Source organism: Streptomyces sp. NPDC048196 (genome assembly GCF_040652715.1).
GTDB lineage: Bacteria > Actinomycetota > Actinomycetes > Streptomycetales > Streptomycetaceae > Streptomyces > Streptomyces siderophoricus.
Genome location: NZ_JBEZMM010000004.1, coordinates 92,989 through 106,608, shown reverse-complemented (window position 1 = coordinate 106,608; position 13,620 = coordinate 92,989). Strand labels below are relative to the sequence as shown.

General features: G+C 71.4%; 13 protein-coding genes. 10 read left to right on the top strand and 3 right to left on the bottom strand.

All coding sequences use genetic code 11. The features are described 5' to 3' along the window. Nucleotides 1–93: 93 nt before the first annotated feature. From AB0E02_RS07285 to AB0E02_RS07250, 8 genes are all read left to right on the top strand, one after another. Nucleotides 94–735, top strand: coding sequence for a hypothetical protein (locus AB0E02_RS07285; RefSeq protein ID WP_362136983.1), 642 nt, complete (start codon nucleotides 94–96; stop codon nucleotides 733–735). Nucleotides 736–1,179: 444 nt separating this feature from the next. Then, nucleotides 1,180–1,866, top strand: coding sequence for a response regulator transcription factor (locus AB0E02_RS07280; RefSeq protein WP_362136981.1), 687 nt, complete (start codon nucleotides 1,180–1,182; stop codon nucleotides 1,864–1,866). A 211-nt stretch (nucleotides 1,867–2,077) separates the two neighbouring features. Next, nucleotides 2,078–3,166 (top strand): 4-hydroxyphenylpyruvate dioxygenase, encoded by a 1,089-nt coding sequence (gene hppD / locus AB0E02_RS07275; RefSeq protein ID WP_362136978.1) that lies wholly within the window; start codon nucleotides 2,078–2,080, stop codon nucleotides 3,164–3,166. After that, nucleotides 3,163–4,326 carry an alpha-hydroxy acid oxidase gene (locus tag AB0E02_RS07270; protein ID WP_362136976.1) on the top strand — a complete coding sequence of 388 codons (1,164 nt, stop codon included), beginning with the start codon at nucleotides 3,163–3,165 and terminating at the stop codon, nucleotides 4,324–4,326. Before hppD ends, AB0E02_RS07270 begins: the two co-directional genes overlap by 4 nt. Further along, nucleotides 4,326–5,237: a phytanoyl-CoA dioxygenase family protein gene (locus AB0E02_RS07265; protein WP_362137153.1), complete on the top strand. Its 912-nt coding sequence runs from the start codon at nucleotides 4,326–4,328 to the stop codon at nucleotides 5,235–5,237. Before AB0E02_RS07270 ends, AB0E02_RS07265 begins: the two co-directional genes overlap by 1 nt. Continuing rightward, nucleotides 5,237–6,556, top strand: a complete 1,320-nt coding sequence (locus tag AB0E02_RS07260; RefSeq protein WP_362136973.1) for a PLP-dependent aminotransferase family protein — start codon at nucleotides 5,237–5,239, stop codon at nucleotides 6,554–6,556. The genes AB0E02_RS07265 and AB0E02_RS07260 overlap by 1 nt, the downstream gene beginning before the upstream one ends. An 11-nt stretch (nucleotides 6,557–6,567) precedes the next feature. Then, on the top strand, nucleotides 6,568–7,623 hold the full coding sequence (locus AB0E02_RS07255; RefSeq protein ID WP_362137152.1) for a prephenate dehydrogenase: 1,056 nt from the start codon (nucleotides 6,568–6,570) through the stop codon (nucleotides 7,621–7,623). Between the two features lie 86 nt (nucleotides 7,624–7,709). Further along, the gene (locus AB0E02_RS07250; RefSeq protein ID WP_362137151.1) at nucleotides 7,710–8,726 is read left to right on the top strand and encodes an alcohol dehydrogenase catalytic domain-containing protein; all 1,017 of its coding nucleotides are present in this window, start codon (nucleotides 7,710–7,712) and stop codon (nucleotides 8,724–8,726) included. Between the two features lie 90 nt (nucleotides 8,727–8,816). Here the strand turns inward: AB0E02_RS07250 and AB0E02_RS07245 are convergent, their stop codons facing one another. Beyond that, complete coding sequence (locus AB0E02_RS07245) at nucleotides 8,817–9,617, bottom strand: PhzF family phenazine biosynthesis protein (RefSeq protein ID WP_362136971.1); 801 nt, start codon at nucleotides 9,615–9,617, stop codon at nucleotides 8,817–8,819. A 227-nt stretch (nucleotides 9,618–9,844) separates the two neighbouring features. Between AB0E02_RS07245 and AB0E02_RS07240 the strand changes: the two genes are divergently transcribed. Together AB0E02_RS07240 and AB0E02_RS07235 are read left to right on the top strand one after the other, a co-directional pair. After that, nucleotides 9,845–11,107: a multidrug effflux MFS transporter gene (locus AB0E02_RS07240; RefSeq protein ID WP_362136969.1), complete on the top strand. Its 1,263-nt coding sequence runs from the start codon at nucleotides 9,845–9,847 to the stop codon at nucleotides 11,105–11,107. A 64-nt stretch (nucleotides 11,108–11,171) separates the two neighbouring features. Next, nucleotides 11,172–11,642 (top strand): RidA family protein, encoded by a 471-nt coding sequence (locus AB0E02_RS07235; protein ID WP_362136967.1) that lies wholly within the window; start codon nucleotides 11,172–11,174, stop codon nucleotides 11,640–11,642. 28 nt (nucleotides 11,643–11,670) lie between these two features. Here the strand turns inward: AB0E02_RS07235 and ccrA are convergent, their stop codons facing one another. Together ccrA and AB0E02_RS07225 are read right to left on the bottom strand one after the other, a co-directional pair. After that, a complete protein-coding gene (gene ccrA, locus AB0E02_RS07230) occupies nucleotides 11,671–12,999 on the bottom strand; it encodes a crotonyl-CoA carboxylase/reductase (protein WP_362136965.1) in 1,329 nt (442 codons plus the stop codon). A gap of 141 nt (nucleotides 13,000–13,140) precedes the next feature. After that, complete coding sequence (locus AB0E02_RS07225; protein WP_362136963.1) at nucleotides 13,141–13,524, bottom strand: GNAT family N-acetyltransferase; 384 nt, start codon at nucleotides 13,522–13,524, stop codon at nucleotides 13,141–13,143. Nucleotides 13,525–13,620 lie beyond the last annotated feature (96 nt).

Genomic DNA, 13,620 nt, shown 5'->3' with positions numbered 1-13,620 from the left:
ACTCCCTCCCTCCCAAGGGGCGACAGGAATTGCTCGGGCGCCTGGGCATACGTATGGCGGCCCCTCGGAGGGCAGGCAGCGCACTGTGCCGGGATGTCCCGCTACCCGGTGAAGTCGGAGACCTGCCACGAGGCCGTCGACCTGGCCGACACGCTGCTGCCCGGCAATGCCGGCGTGACCCGCGCGGTGGTGCTCGTCACCGACACCGCGCAACTGGACCTGTGGCGTGCCCTGCTGACGGGCGAGGCACGGACCTCTGCGGTCCCGGTGGTGCTGCGCCGGCATGATCGGCGAAGCCTGCGGGGCTGGGCCCAGCGTGCCGAGGTGTTCACCACGGACGAACGGCTGGAGCGGCTCCACGCGCTGACCGGCGGGTGGCCGCTTCTCGTCGACCGTGCGCACCGGCTGCACGTCGAGCTCGGCGACCCCGACGAGGTCCTGCGGCGTCTGGCCGACATGCTCGCGGACCGCTCGGCGGTCCGGGCGTTCCTTGAGGCGACCGGCGTATACGCGGATCCGGCCCTCGCGGCGGGCTATCGGTCCGTTGCCGCCGAGTTCGGTGGGGACCAGGTCGACACGGAGGCCGTGGTGACCGCCATCGCATGTGAGATCGGGGACGAGGGGGAGGCCCGCTGGGTCTTCGCCTGCCTCGACGCGCTTCAGGTCTTCGACCGGGAGGAGGCGCAGCTGCGCCTGGAGCCGCTGCTCCAGCAGTGCATGGCACTCGGTGTGTGACGCCCTCCGAGCGTCCTCCGGCCTGTCTTGTGTCCGCTGCTCCGCGTGCGCGGAGCAGCGGACAGCGTAGGCCACGGGCGGAACGCACGCCCCAACTGCCCTTTTCCGCAGCGGAATTGATGACCCAGGCAACCACCCCCCTGACCTCCCCCTATAGCTCCCAGTAAGCACCGACGCACCGGTCGTTTTTTTGCTCAATGGTGAACAGGGAGCCGAAGGAACGGAGGCGATTCGGGCTTACAGTCCTGTTTGACCGGCTCGGCGACATTGTTCTGGGACGAGGGACGTTCGGTGGAGGAACGGGGGATCACGGTGCTGGAGGCAGGGCAGTTAGGGCAGGCGGGGGACCGCGAGCAGGCGAGTGACCGGAGGAACGGGAGCGTTCACGGGCACAGTGGAGGTCTTCACGCGCCCAATGAGAGCGCTCACGTTCATGGCGGCAGCGTGCACGGGTACCGGGGCGCGGCCGGGGAGTTATGGGCGCCGCCCGTGGTGCGGGTCATGTTGGTGGCGGAGCAGTCGGTGACGCGGGCCGGGTTGCGGTCGATATTGACGGCGGCGCCGGAGTTGCGGGTGGTCAGTAGTTTCGGGAATCCGAAGAAGGCCATCGAGGCGTCCCGTGAGGAGCAGCCCGAGGTCGTCCTCGTCGGTACGAGGGAAGGGCTGGCCGCGGATGCGGCGGCCGCGCAGCGGCTGGTGTCGGTGAACGGGGTGCCGGGGGCGAAGGCGATACTGCTGCACCCCGCGGAGACGAGTGTGGAGGTCTCGCAGGTCCTCACGGGGGGCGTGCACGGGTGTATCGATCCGGCGGTCGATGAGGAGCAGATCATCCGGGCGGTGACGACCGTGGCCCTGGGCGGTGCGGTGTTCCTGCCGGCGCCCAAGGTGCAGCCGGTCGAGCAGACGCTGGCGATCGACGGGCCCAGCCCGGCCGAGGCCAGTCTGACCGAGCGGGAGCGGGCGGTGCTGGGCAAGCTCGCGCGGGGGCTGAGCAATGCGGAGATCGCCACGGAGCTGTTCCTGGCGGAGGCCACCGTCAAGAAGCATCTGACCCAGGCCATGCGGAAGATCGGGCAGCCGGACCGGCTGCGGGCCGGGCTGTATGCCTACCAGCACGGGATTTTCGGGTAGTCGGCCGTCGGCATGGGGGGGCGCCTGAGGGGCGCGCCCGGGCGACCATCGGAGCAGGCGCGGGTGACGATCGAGGAACCGCAAGTCTCCGAAGGTGTGTTCTGTCAGGTGTGTACCAGCGGTTAATTTTGTTTGGCTCTTTCGGTCGGCCGGCTGCCCGATATCGGTGGCCGGTGGGCCGCAACTCGCCATACAAACAGCGGGGGTCTCGTTGAGCGACTACACCATCAGTCATGTCGAATTCCATGTCGGGGATGCCCGGCAGGCCGCCTATTACTACCGCACCGCGTTCGGTTTTGAAATCCTTGCCGAAGGGGGTCCGGAAACCGGGCTTGCGGACCGCAGATCAATTCTCCTCGGGCAGGGGGACATTCGCCTCCTGATGACCTCAGATCTGACCTCCGACGGGCCGGTGGCCCGTTATGTGGCGCGCCACGGTGACGGAGTGGCCAATGTCGCGCTGCGGACCGGGGATGCCGAGGATGCGTTCCGGCGGGCCGTCGAGCACGGGGCGGAGGTGGTGGCGGAGCCGGCCGAGGTCGAGTACGAGGACGGTTCCGTCGCCGTGTCCGCCGCGGTCAGGGCGTTCGGGGACACCGTGCACACCTTCGTGCAGTACGAGGACCCGGACCGGCAGTTGCCGCATCCTCGGCTGCGGTGGACGGAGGCGGGTGCCGGCGCGCAATCCGCCGGCGACGCAGCGCGGTTGCATTCGCTCGACCATTTCGCCGTGTGCCTTCCGGCCGGTGAACTCGCCCGGACGGTGGCCTTCTACGAAAAGGGCCTCGGGTTCGACGAGGCATTCGAGGAATTCATCGAGGTCGGCGACCAGGCGATGGAATCCAAGGTGGTGCGCAGCCCGTCCGGGGCCGTCACCTTCACGTTCCTGGAGCCCGATGTGCGGCGTAAGCCGGGGCAGATCGACGCCTTTCTCGACGCGCACGGCGGCGCCGGCGTACAGCATCTGGCATTCGGTACCTCGGACATCGCTGCCGCCGTGCCGCACATCGCCTCGCAGGGGGTGGAATTCCTGCACACGCCCGCCACGTACTACGACGCGGTGGAGGACCGGGTCGGCTCCCTCGGGGGTGATCTGGAGGTGCTGCGCGACCTGTGCGTGCTCGCCGACCGCGACGACTGGGGGCTGCTGTACCAGATCTTCACCCGCTCGCCGCACGCCCGGGGCACGTTCTTCCTCGAACTCATCGAGCGGCGCGGCGCGCAGACCTTCGGCAGCGGCAACATCAAGGGGCTCTACGAGGCCGTCGAGCGGGCCCAGGCCCTCACCGGCGCTCCATGACCGACGCCGATCCCGTCCCCCGGCCGCTGACCGTCGGCGCCTACGCCGCGCTCGCCAAGGACCGCCTGCCCTCTGCCACCTGGCACTACATCCAGGGCGGAGCCGGTACGGAGAGCACCGTTCGGGCCAACCGCGCCGCGTACCGCCGGCTCCGCCTGCGGCCCCGGGTGCTGGCCGACGTCTCCCGGTGCGATCTGTCGACCACGGTGCTGGGGGACGCGGTCGGCGCGCCGCTCGGCATCGCGCCGATGGCCTACCACCAACTCGCCTGCGCAGAAGGGGAAGTGGCCACGGTGCGGGCGGCCGGGGCGCCGGGTCTGCGGATTCCGACCATCGTCAGCATCTTCGCCAGCCGGACCTTCGAGGACCTCGCCGCGCAGACCACCGGACCCCTCTGGCTGCAGCTCTACTGGCTGCACCGGCGGGACGTGCTGCGCACGGTGGTGCGGCGCGCGGAGGCCGCCGGGTTCCGCGCCCTGGTGCTCACCGTGGACACCCCGCGGCTCGGCAGACGGCTGCGTGAGGTGCGGCACGGCTTCCACCTGCCGCCGGGCATCGTCGCCCGCAACCTGGACGGTGAGGTCACCGGCTTCCTGCACGACCGGCAGGACGGCAGCTCCGCCCTGGCCCGGCACGCCGACGCCTTCATCGACCCCTCGCTGAGCTGGTCCGACCTGGCCTGGCTGCGCGAGCAGACCCGGCTGCCGCTCCTCCTCAAGGGCGTCCTCACCGCCGAGGACGCGGCCCGCGCCGCCGGACTCGGCATCGACGGGATCGTGGTGTCCAACCACGGCGGACGCCAACTCGACGGCGTCGTCGCCACGTTGGACGCGCTGCCGGAGGTCGTGGCGGCGGTCGACGGCCGCTGTCCGGTGTTCCTCGACGGCGGCATCCGCCACGGGACCGATGTGCTGAAGGCACTGGCGCTGGGCGCGCGGGCGGTCTTCGTCGGCAGACCCGTGCTGTGGGGACTGGCCGCCGGCGGCGAGGCTGGGGCGCGCGAGGTGCTCACCCTGCTGCGGGACGAACTGGAGGACGCCATGGCGCTGGCCGGCCGCCCGTCCCTCGCCGCCCTGGGCCCGGAGCTGCTGGCCCGCGGCCCGGCCGCGGCGGCACCGAACGAATCGTACGAGGACCCGGATCTTCGGAAAGGACCATGATGACCACCGAGGCGTTCCAGCTCAGCGACCACGACCGGGCGTTGCTGCCCACCGACGACGACGTGCTGTTCTACCAGGAGCACGGCTGGTACCTGTCGAAGAAGCTGCTGACCGACGACGAGGTCGACGCGCTCGATGCCGCGGCCGACCGCTTCTACGGCGGTCACCGGGACCGGACCCTCCCGGTCCGGCCCCCGCGGCTGGCGTACTGGGAGCCGGAGAAGGGCGACGTCCACCGGCACAACGATTACATCTTCTACGAGGACGACACCATCCGGAGCATCCTGTCCAAGCCGCTCATCGGGGCGGTCGCCGCGCGGATAGCGGAGACCAGCCAGATACGGCTGTGGAACAGCACCCTGATCCACAAGCCGCCGCGGCCCGAGGACGAGGGCAACATCGTGCCCTGGCACTTCGACCGTCACTACTGGCAGACCTGCACCTCCGACGAGATGCTGACCGCCTTCATCCCCTTCCACGACTGTGGCGAGGAGATGGGCACCATCACCATGGTCGACGGCAGTCACCGGTGGAAGGAGATCGGCGGCAACGACGCGACCACCAAGCACTTCGCCGAGCGGGACCGTTCCGAGCTGGACGAGATGCTGGAGGAGAACGCCGCCTTCAACAACGTGTCGGTCCGCAAGGTGCCCGTCGTCATCCCCAAGGGGCACATCAGCTTCCACCACTGCCGCACCTACCACGGCAGCGGGCTCAACCGCAGCGACCGTCCGCGCCGGGCGATCTCGTTCCACCTCCAGGACCGGACGAACCAGTGGCGGCCGTTCGAGATCTCCACCGGCGAGCGGGTCGTCTACAACAACGACGTCCTCGTCCGCAAGGACGCGGGCGGCAACCCCGACTACACGGACCCGGACTTCTGCCCGGTGCTCTGGCAGGAGCAGGCGTAATGCCGCGGCCCGGACCGGACGCCGAGCTCAGGCCGGCCGATCTGCACTCGTCCCTCTCGGACCCGCTGCTCGACGTGATGAACTTCCTCAACGAGGTCACGCTGCGGTACCCCGAGGCGATCTCGTTCGGTCCGGGCCGCCCCTACGACGGGTTCTTCGAGGTGGACCGGATCGGCGGCTACCTCGACACCTACACGCGCCACCTGGAGCAGGACCTCGGCCGCTCACCCGAGGAGGTGCGCACCGCGCTGTTCCAGTACGGGCGCACCAAGGGCCAGATCCACGACCTGGTGGCCCGGACGATCGCCCACGACGAAGGCATCCACACCGACCCGGCGGCCGTCGTGGTCACCGTCGGCTGCCAGGAGGCGATGCTCCTGGTCCTGCGGGCGCTGATCACCGGACCGGACGACGTCCTGCTGGTCACCGACCCCGGCTACGTCGGCATCACGGGCGCCGCGCGGCTGCTGGACGCCGCGACCGTGCCGGTGCCCGAGGACGACACCGGCCTGGACCTCGACGCGCTGCGCGCCACCGTCCGGGAGCTCCGCGCCCGGGGCAAGCGGCCGCGCGCGGTGTACGTGATCCCGGACTTCGCCAATCCCTCCGGGGCGTCGATGCCCACGGAGAAGCGGCGCGCGCTGCTCGATCTGGCCGCGGCGGAGGACCTGTTGCTGCTGGAGGACAACCCCTACGGGTTCTTCAGCCGTACCGGGGAGCAGCGGCCCACCCTGAAGTCCCTGGACACCCGGCACCGGGTGATCTACTTCGGCTCGTTCGCCAAGACCTGCTTCCCGGGTGCCCGCGTCGGCTACGTCATCGCCGATCAGCCGGTCATCGGCGAGCACGGCGGGCGCACCCTGCTCGCCGACGAACTGTCGAAGATCAAGAGCATGGTCACGGTGAACACCCCGGCGATCGCCCAGGCGGCCATCGGGGGCATGCTCCTTGAGCACGGGTGCCGGCTGCGCGACGCCAACAAGGACCTCATCGAGTTCTACCGCGGCACCATGGACGCGCTGCTGGCCGCCCTCGCCCGCCATCTGCCGCAGGACCGGTGGCAGGTGCGGTGGAACGTGCCGGACGGCGGATTCTTCCTCGTCCTGACCCTGCCGTTCGCCGCCGACAACGCCTTCCTGGAGGAGTCGGCCCGCGACCACGGCGTCATCTGGACCCCGATGAGCTACTTCTATCTGGGCGACGGCGGAGAGCGCCAACTGCGGCTGTCCGCAAGCTACTTGACGCCCGAGCGGATCGAGGAAGGGGTGCGCCGGCTGGCCGCGCACATCATCCGGCGGATCACCCAGGGCGCCGGATGACCGCGAACGCGCTGCGCACCGTCGCCGTCGTCGGCACCGGGCTCATCGGCACCTCCGTCGCGCTCGCCCTGACGACGCGGGGCGTCACCACCCATCTGATCGACCGGGACGGCGACGCGGCCCGTACCGCCGCCGCGCTGGGCGCCGGGACGGCCGGCGCACCGCCCGGGCCGGTGGACCTCGCGGTGCTCGCGGTGCCGCCCGGGAGCGTGGCCGGCGTCCTGGAGGAGCACCAGAAGAACGGTCTGGCGCGGGCGTACACCGACGTCGCCAGCGTGAAGGGCCCGCCGCTGGACGAGATCGCGGCCCGCGGCGGCGACCTGGGCTCCTTCGTCGGCGGCCACCCCATGGCCGGGCGGGAACGCTCGGGTCCGCTGGCGGCCCGGGCCGAGCTGTTCGAGGGCCGCCCGTGGGTGCTCACCCCCGACCCGGCGACCGAACCGGCCGTCCTGGGGCGGGCGCTGGAACTGGTCCGGCTGTGCGGCGGCGTGCCGGTCGTCCTCGACGCCGAGGCCCATGACCACGCCGTCGCGCTCATCTCCCACGTCCCGCACCTCCTCGCCACCTTGATGGCGGCCCGGCTGGACGACGGGGAAGAGGTGGCGCTGCGGCTCGCCGGCCAGGGGCTGCGCGACGTCACCCGGATCGCCGCGGGCGACGCCGGACTGTGGACGGACATCCTGGCGACCAACGCGGAGGCCGTGGCGACCGTGCTGGACGGGCTCGCCGGCGACCTGGACACTGTGCGCCGCGCGCTGCGCGGGCCGGACCCGGCGGAGCTGACCGCGCTGCTCGCACGGGGCAACGCGGGATATGCCCGGATCCCCGGCAGGCCCGGCGGAACTGCCGTAGCGTACAGATCGGTTCGGGTGGTCCTGCGTGACCGGGCGGGTGAGCTGGCCCGACTGCTCTCCGCCGCCTCGGCGGTGGGGGCGAACATCGAGGACGTCCGCCTGGAGCACGCCACGGACGGCTCCGCCGGACTGGCGGAACTCCTGGTGGCGGACGGGTCGGCCGGCACACTCACGGCCGAACTCCGGCGCCGCGAGTGGACCGTCCACGCGTAGCGCGCCGCGCGTGATCCCCGAGCCGTACCGGGCCGGACCGGCCCTCGTCGAGCGAATCCAGGAGTACGACCGTGCGGGCAGCAGTGATGTTCGGGGCAGGGGACGTCCAGGTGAAGGAGGTGCCCGACGCCCGGATCGACCGGCCGACCGACGCCGTGGTGCGCATCACCCACGCCGCGATCTGCGGCAGCGACCTGTGGCGCTACGGGAAGATGCCGCCGAACCCCGACGGGGTGCGGCTCGGCCATGAATTCATCGGCGTGGTCGAGGAGACCGGCGCCGAGGTCACCTCCGTACGCCGCGGGGACCTCGTCCTCGCGCCCTTCAAGTGGTCCGACGGTACCTGCGAGTTCTGCTCGGACGGGCTGCCCAACTCCTGCCTGAACGGCGGGTTCTGGGGCGGGGAGCTGGACGGCGGCCAGGGCGAGGCGGTCCGCGTCCCCCAGGCCGACGGCACCCTCCTCCCGCTGCCGATGGAGCCGGACGACCCCCGGGTGCCGGCGGTGCTGGCCCTGTCCGACGTGCTGTGCACGGGGCACCACGCGGCCCGCGCCGCGCAGGCCGGCCCCGGCCGGACCGTCGCCGTGGTGGGGGACGGCGCGGTCGGGCTGTGCGGCGTGCTGGCCGCGGCCCGGCTGGGCGCGGAGCACATCATCGTCCTCGGCCGGCACACCGCGCGGACGGACCTCGCGCGGCGGTTCGGCGCCGTGGAGGTGGTCCCGGAGCGCGGCGCGGAGGCCGTCGAGCGGGTCAGGGAACTCACCGGCGGCCACGGGGCGCATGCGGTGCTGGAGTGCGTCGGGACCGGCGCGGCCCTGCGGGACGCCCTGGACATGGCCCGCCCCGGTGGCGCCGTCGGCTACGTCGGGGTCCCCCAGGACGGCGACGGCGTCGACGTACGGCGCTTCTACCGCCGTAACGTCACCCTCGCCGGCGGCGTCGCCCCGGCCCGGGCCTACGCCCCCGAGCTCCTGCCCGACGTGCTGTCCGGACGCCTCGACGCGTCCGCGATCTTCGACCGCACCGTCGGGCTGGACGGCGTCCCGGACGGCTACAAGGCCATGGCCGGACGCGAGGCCCTCAAGGTGCTCATCCGCCCCTGAGGACTCACCGGCGTCTCGTTCCCGCGCCCCGCTTTCCCGGCCGTACCGGGAAAGCGGGGCGCGTGTCGTCAGGCCGGCCGCCGTACCGCCTCAGCTCGCTGTACTCAGCTCCCCGTTGAACACCGTCACCGCCTGCCCCAGCAGGGTCACCCGGTCACCGCGCAGCTCGACGCCCACCCGGCCGCCGCGCGGGGAGAGTTGGAGACCGGCGAGCTCGGTCCGGCCGAGCCGCCGGGACCAGAAGGGCGCCAGTACGCAGTGCGCGGCGCCGGTGACCGGGTCCTCGGGTATGCCGGCGGCCGGGGCGAAGACCCGGGAGACGAAGTCGTGATCGGCGCCCGCCGGGGCGGCCGCGGTCACGATGACCGCCCGGCCGCTGAAGGCGGCCAGCGCGACGATGTCCGGGGCCAGGTCCCGCACCGCGGTGGCCTCCGCCAGTTCCACCAGCAGATCGTGCCGGGCCCGGCCGGTCCACACCGGGTCGGTGCCCAGCGCCTTGGCCAGCCCCAGCGGCACCGGCTCGGCGGCCGGCGGGTCCGCCGGGAAGTCCAGGGTGATGTCACCGCGGCCGTGCCGCCGGGCGGTGAGCACCCCGCTCAGCGTCTCGAAGCGCAGGGTCGCGTTCTCGGCGGCGTCCCGCGTCGTGTGGAGCACGTGGGCGGTGGCGAGGGTGGCGTGGCCGCAGAGGTCCACCTCCACCGTCGGCGTGAACCACCGCAGGCCGTAGGAGTTCTCCCCCACGCGGTGCACGAAAGCGGTTTCCGACAAATTGAGTTCGGCGGCGACCTGCTGCATCCAGGCCACCTCGGCCGGCTTCTCCAGCAGACAGACACCGGCGGGATTTCCGGCGAACGGCCGGTCGGTGAACGCATCAACGATGAAGGTGCGCATGGCCCGAAGCTACTGCCGGTAAAAGACCAAGGGGTGAAATGAGGGTACTTGCCGCTGTTGGTACCGCATTCCGGCGCCCATCGGAGCAGGGGGAACGGTCCGAGAGGAGCCTGTTTCCGCCCCCACGCGATCACTAGGATTCAGATCCGATCGTCGAACCGCCGGCCACCGCCACGGAATCGAGGCGGCGGGCCCAGGGGACGCATTCCGCGTCCGGAAGGGCATGCATGCAGACCACGGAAGCCAAAGTCCCGCCCTTACTCCTCGCGGTGCTCATCTCCTTGAGCGTGGGCGGCCTGATGTCCTCCGACATCAACCTCCCCGGCCTGGCGCAGACCGCCCACGCGCTGGGCACCTCCGTCTCCGCGGTCCAGGCGACCTTCAGCCCGTACCTGGTCGGCCTGCTCGTCGCCCAACTCCTCTACGGCCCCTGGTCCGACGCGATCGGCCGACGACGGCTCGTCATCGGCGGCTTCACGCTGTACGCGGTCGCCTCGCTCGGCTGCGCCCTCTCCCCGAACATCGCGGTCTTCGCCACCACCCGGCTGCTCCAGGCCCTCGGTGCGGGCGCCGGACTCGTCCTCGCCCGGGCCATCGTCGGCGACCTCTACGGCCAGCAGACCGCGGCCCGCGTCTTCACCACGATCATGCCGGTGGTCGGCGCCTCACCGGCCATCTCCCCGCTCTTGGGCGGCTATCTGACCACCTACGTCTCCTGGCAGGCGCCCTTCTTCCTGACCGCAGTGATCGCCGCGGTGACCGTGCTCGCCGTCGTCCTCAGGGTGCCCGAGTCGCTGCCCGCGGAACGCCGCGCACGGCGGCTGCGCACGACGGTGGGGAACTACCGGCGGCTGCTGCTGAGCGCAAAATTCTGGGGCTACGGCCTCAACCTCGGGGTGGGGTACGCCGTTTACACCGGCTATCTGGTCGCCTCACCGGTGATCTTCCAGCGCCTGGGCATGAGCACCGAGATCAACGGCTACTGCTACATCAGCATCGCCGCCGCGTACATCACCGGCAATCTCGTCTCGCGCCGCCTGGTCAAGCGCCACTCCATCGACCGGCTGCTGGTCCGGGGCCATCTGATCTTCTCCAGCGGCGCCCTGGTGCTGCTGGTGGTGGGGCTGACCGATCCGCAGACCCCATGGCCGCTGCTGGTGCTGATGACGGCCGTGACCATCGGCAACGGCTTCCTCTTCCCGATGTCCGTGGCGGGCGGGGTGACCTCCTTCCCCGCCATGGCCGGCGCCGCCTCCGGACTGCTGGGGGCGGTCCAGATGGCCGGCGGCAGCTTCGCGTCCCTGGTCGTGAGCAAGATTCCGCCGGACATCAGGTCGTTCGCGATCCTGGTGGCGGTCCTCGCGCTGACCGGGCTGACCGCATTCCACTGCCTGCGGGCCGTCACGGCCCGTGCCGCCACCGCACCAGAGCCACCACAGGCCGCCCCGCCCGCCGCACCGGTGGCCTCCGCCACACCGACCGACGATTGACCACCACGTATTCACCTGCGCAGGACCACGTATTCACCTACGCAAGATCGAGGGGAAACAAGCAATGGGTCAGGTCTCACGCCGTCTGGAAGAACTCGGACTGACGCTGCCGCCGCTGCTGCCGAAGCTGGCGAATTACGTGCCGACGAAGACCGTCGGCGATCTCGTCTTCGTCTCCGGTCACGGCCCGCTGAATCCGGACGGCTCGGTGAAATACCGGGGACGCCTGGGCGCGGATTTCACCATCGACGAGGGCAAGGAGGCCGCCAAGCTCGTCACGCTGAACATCCTCTCCGCCCTCAACGCCGAACTCGGTGATCTCGACCGGATACGGGAATTCGTCAAACTGCTCGTGATGGTGCAGTCCGCCCCCGATTTCCAGGAACAGCACGTGGTCGCGGAGGGCGCCTCCGACCTCCTCACCGATGTCTTCGGCTCCGAGCGCGGCTCGCACGCCCGCTCCGCCGTCGGCATGATGGCCCTCCCCTTCGGCATCGCGGTCGAAATCGAGGCCGTGGTACGCATCGAGGCCTGACGCCCGCCTGACGGCCCTCTTCCGGGGCTCAACCGTCCCGGAAGAGGGTGAGCCACGGCAGCAGGTCCTCGCGGAGCTCGGGGTCGCGCACGCCCAGACCGTCCCGCGGCGCCAGGCAGCGGATGCCCACCTTCCCGTGGTGCCGTCCCGCCCGCACGGCGGACACCGCCTCGGCGGTGGCCTCCAGGGGATGGGTGACGGACAGCGGCGGGTGGATACGGCCCTTCAGGACGAGCCGGTTGGCCTCCCACGCCTCCCGGTAGCTCGCGAAGTGCGTACCGAGGACCCGCTTGAGCCCGGTCCACAGCGAGCGGTTGTCATAGAGGTGCGCCGGGCCCGTGGTGGAGGCACAGGTGACCACGGTGCCGCCGCGCCGGACCGCGTACACCGACGCGGCGAAGGTGTCCCGGCCCGGGTGCTCGAAGACGATGTCGGGGTCCTCCCCACCGGTGAGGTCCCGCACATGCCGGGCGAAGCGCCGCCATTCGCCGGGGTCCGGGGTGTCCGGGGCCTTCCAGAACTGGTAGTCCTCGGCCGTGCGGTCGATGACGAGGTCCGCGCCCATCCCGTGGCACAGCGCGGCCTTCTCCGGCGACGAGACGACACACACCGGCGTGGCCCCGCCGGCCAGCGCGTACTGCGTGGCGAACGAACCCAGCCCGCCCGCCGCGCCCCAGATCAGGACGGTGTCCCCCTGCTTCATGGCCGCACCGTTGTGGGAGACGAGCTGCCGGTACGCGGTGGAGTTGACCAGTCCGCAGCAGGCGGCCTCCTCCCACGTCAGATGCGGTGGCTTGGGCATCAGCTGGGTGGCCTTGACCAGCGCGAGCTCCGCCAGCCCGCCGAAGTTGGTCTCGTAGCCCCAGATGCGCTGGGCCGGCCCGCGCGCCGCGTCGTCCTGGCCGTCCAGGTCCACCACGAGGCAGTGCGCGACGACCTCGTCACCGGGCCGCCAGTGGCCGACGCCGGGGCCGGTGCGCAGGACCACGCCGGAGAGGTCCGACCCCAGGACGTGGTACGGCAGGTCGTGCCGCCGTCCGGCCGGTGACCTGCGGGCGTACTCCGTCAGGAAGCGGAAGGTCGGCTCGGGCTCGAACAGCGCGGAGCCGAGGGTGTGGTGGTTGACCGACGAGGCCAGCACCGCGACCAGCACCTCGGCGTGCCCCGGCTCGGGGACCGGCACCTCGTCGAGGTGGAGCGAGGCACGCGGGTCGCGTTCGTCGTGCGGCACCCCGGCGAACAGCGCGGCCTCCGCACGGTGCACGGTCACCGCCCGGTACGTCCGCGGCAGGGGCAGAGCGGCGAGCTCCCGGCCCGTGACGTCCGGTTCGAGCAGGGCGGCGACGAGCTCGTGCACGGTGCGGCTCCTTCCTGGCGGTGCCTCCCTCACGCCGCCATGGAAGACCACGCTCCCCGCCCGAGCTAGAAAATCCGCCCTAAACCACTCAAAGGGGCAAAGGTGTCCCGGTCCGCGGCGGGACCGCTGTACCCCTGCCCCTCACGGGGTGGCGACCCCCGGTGTCCAGCGGAGGGTGAGGGCCGGCAGGTTCTCCATGTTGCCGCTGCCGTCGTCGGTGCCCACCACCCGGAACCCGTGGTGCGCGTAGAACGCCCGTGCCTCTGCGTTGAGTTGGAAGACATGCAGGGTCAGCCCGCCCGGGGAGTGCTCCCGCGCCGCGCCGAGCAGCCGGCTGCCGATGCCGGTGCGCCGCACGTCCGGCCGCAGATAGAGCTGATCGAGCAGCTCGCCGCACACGACGGCGTACCCGACGATCTCCTCGTCCCGGACGGCGACGAGGGTGTGGCTCTCCGGCAGCACGATCTCGCGGATCCAGTACGTGACCTCGTCGTGCGTACGACGCTGCGGCGGCAGATACGGCATGGTGGCCGCCCGGGACGCCTGGTGAACGGCGGCTATCGCCGGTGCGTCGCCCGGCCCGGCGGGGCGGATGGTGATGATGGTCGGCCTCCCAGGTGT

Coding starts and splice junctions, on each gene's coding strand:
- AB0E02_RS07250 (WP_362137151.1), top strand. CDS start 7,710: ATGTTCGGGGCAGGGGACGTCCAGGTGAAGGAGGTGCCCGACGCCCGG.
- AB0E02_RS07260 (WP_362136973.1), top strand. CDS start 5,237: ATGCCGCGGCCCGGACCGGACGCCGAGCTCAGGCCGGCCGATCTGCAC.
- AB0E02_RS07245 (WP_362136971.1), bottom strand. CDS start 9,617: ATGCGCACCTTCATCGTTGATGCGTTCACCGACCGGCCGTTCGCCGGA.
- AB0E02_RS07285 (WP_362136983.1), top strand. CDS start 94: ATGTCCCGCTACCCGGTGAAGTCGGAGACCTGCCACGAGGCCGTCGAC.
- AB0E02_RS07270 (WP_362136976.1), top strand. CDS start 3,163: ATGACCGACGCCGATCCCGTCCCCCGGCCGCTGACCGTCGGCGCCTAC.
- AB0E02_RS07265 (WP_362137153.1), top strand. CDS start 4,326: ATGACCACCGAGGCGTTCCAGCTCAGCGACCACGACCGGGCGTTGCTG.
- AB0E02_RS07235 (WP_362136967.1), top strand. CDS start 11,172: ATGGGTCAGGTCTCACGCCGTCTGGAAGAACTCGGACTGACGCTGCCG.
- AB0E02_RS07225 (WP_362136963.1), bottom strand. CDS start 13,524: ATGCCGTATCTGCCGCCGCAGCGTCGTACGCACGACGAGGTCACGTAC.
- AB0E02_RS07240 (WP_362136969.1), top strand. CDS start 9,845: ATGCAGACCACGGAAGCCAAAGTCCCGCCCTTACTCCTCGCGGTGCTC.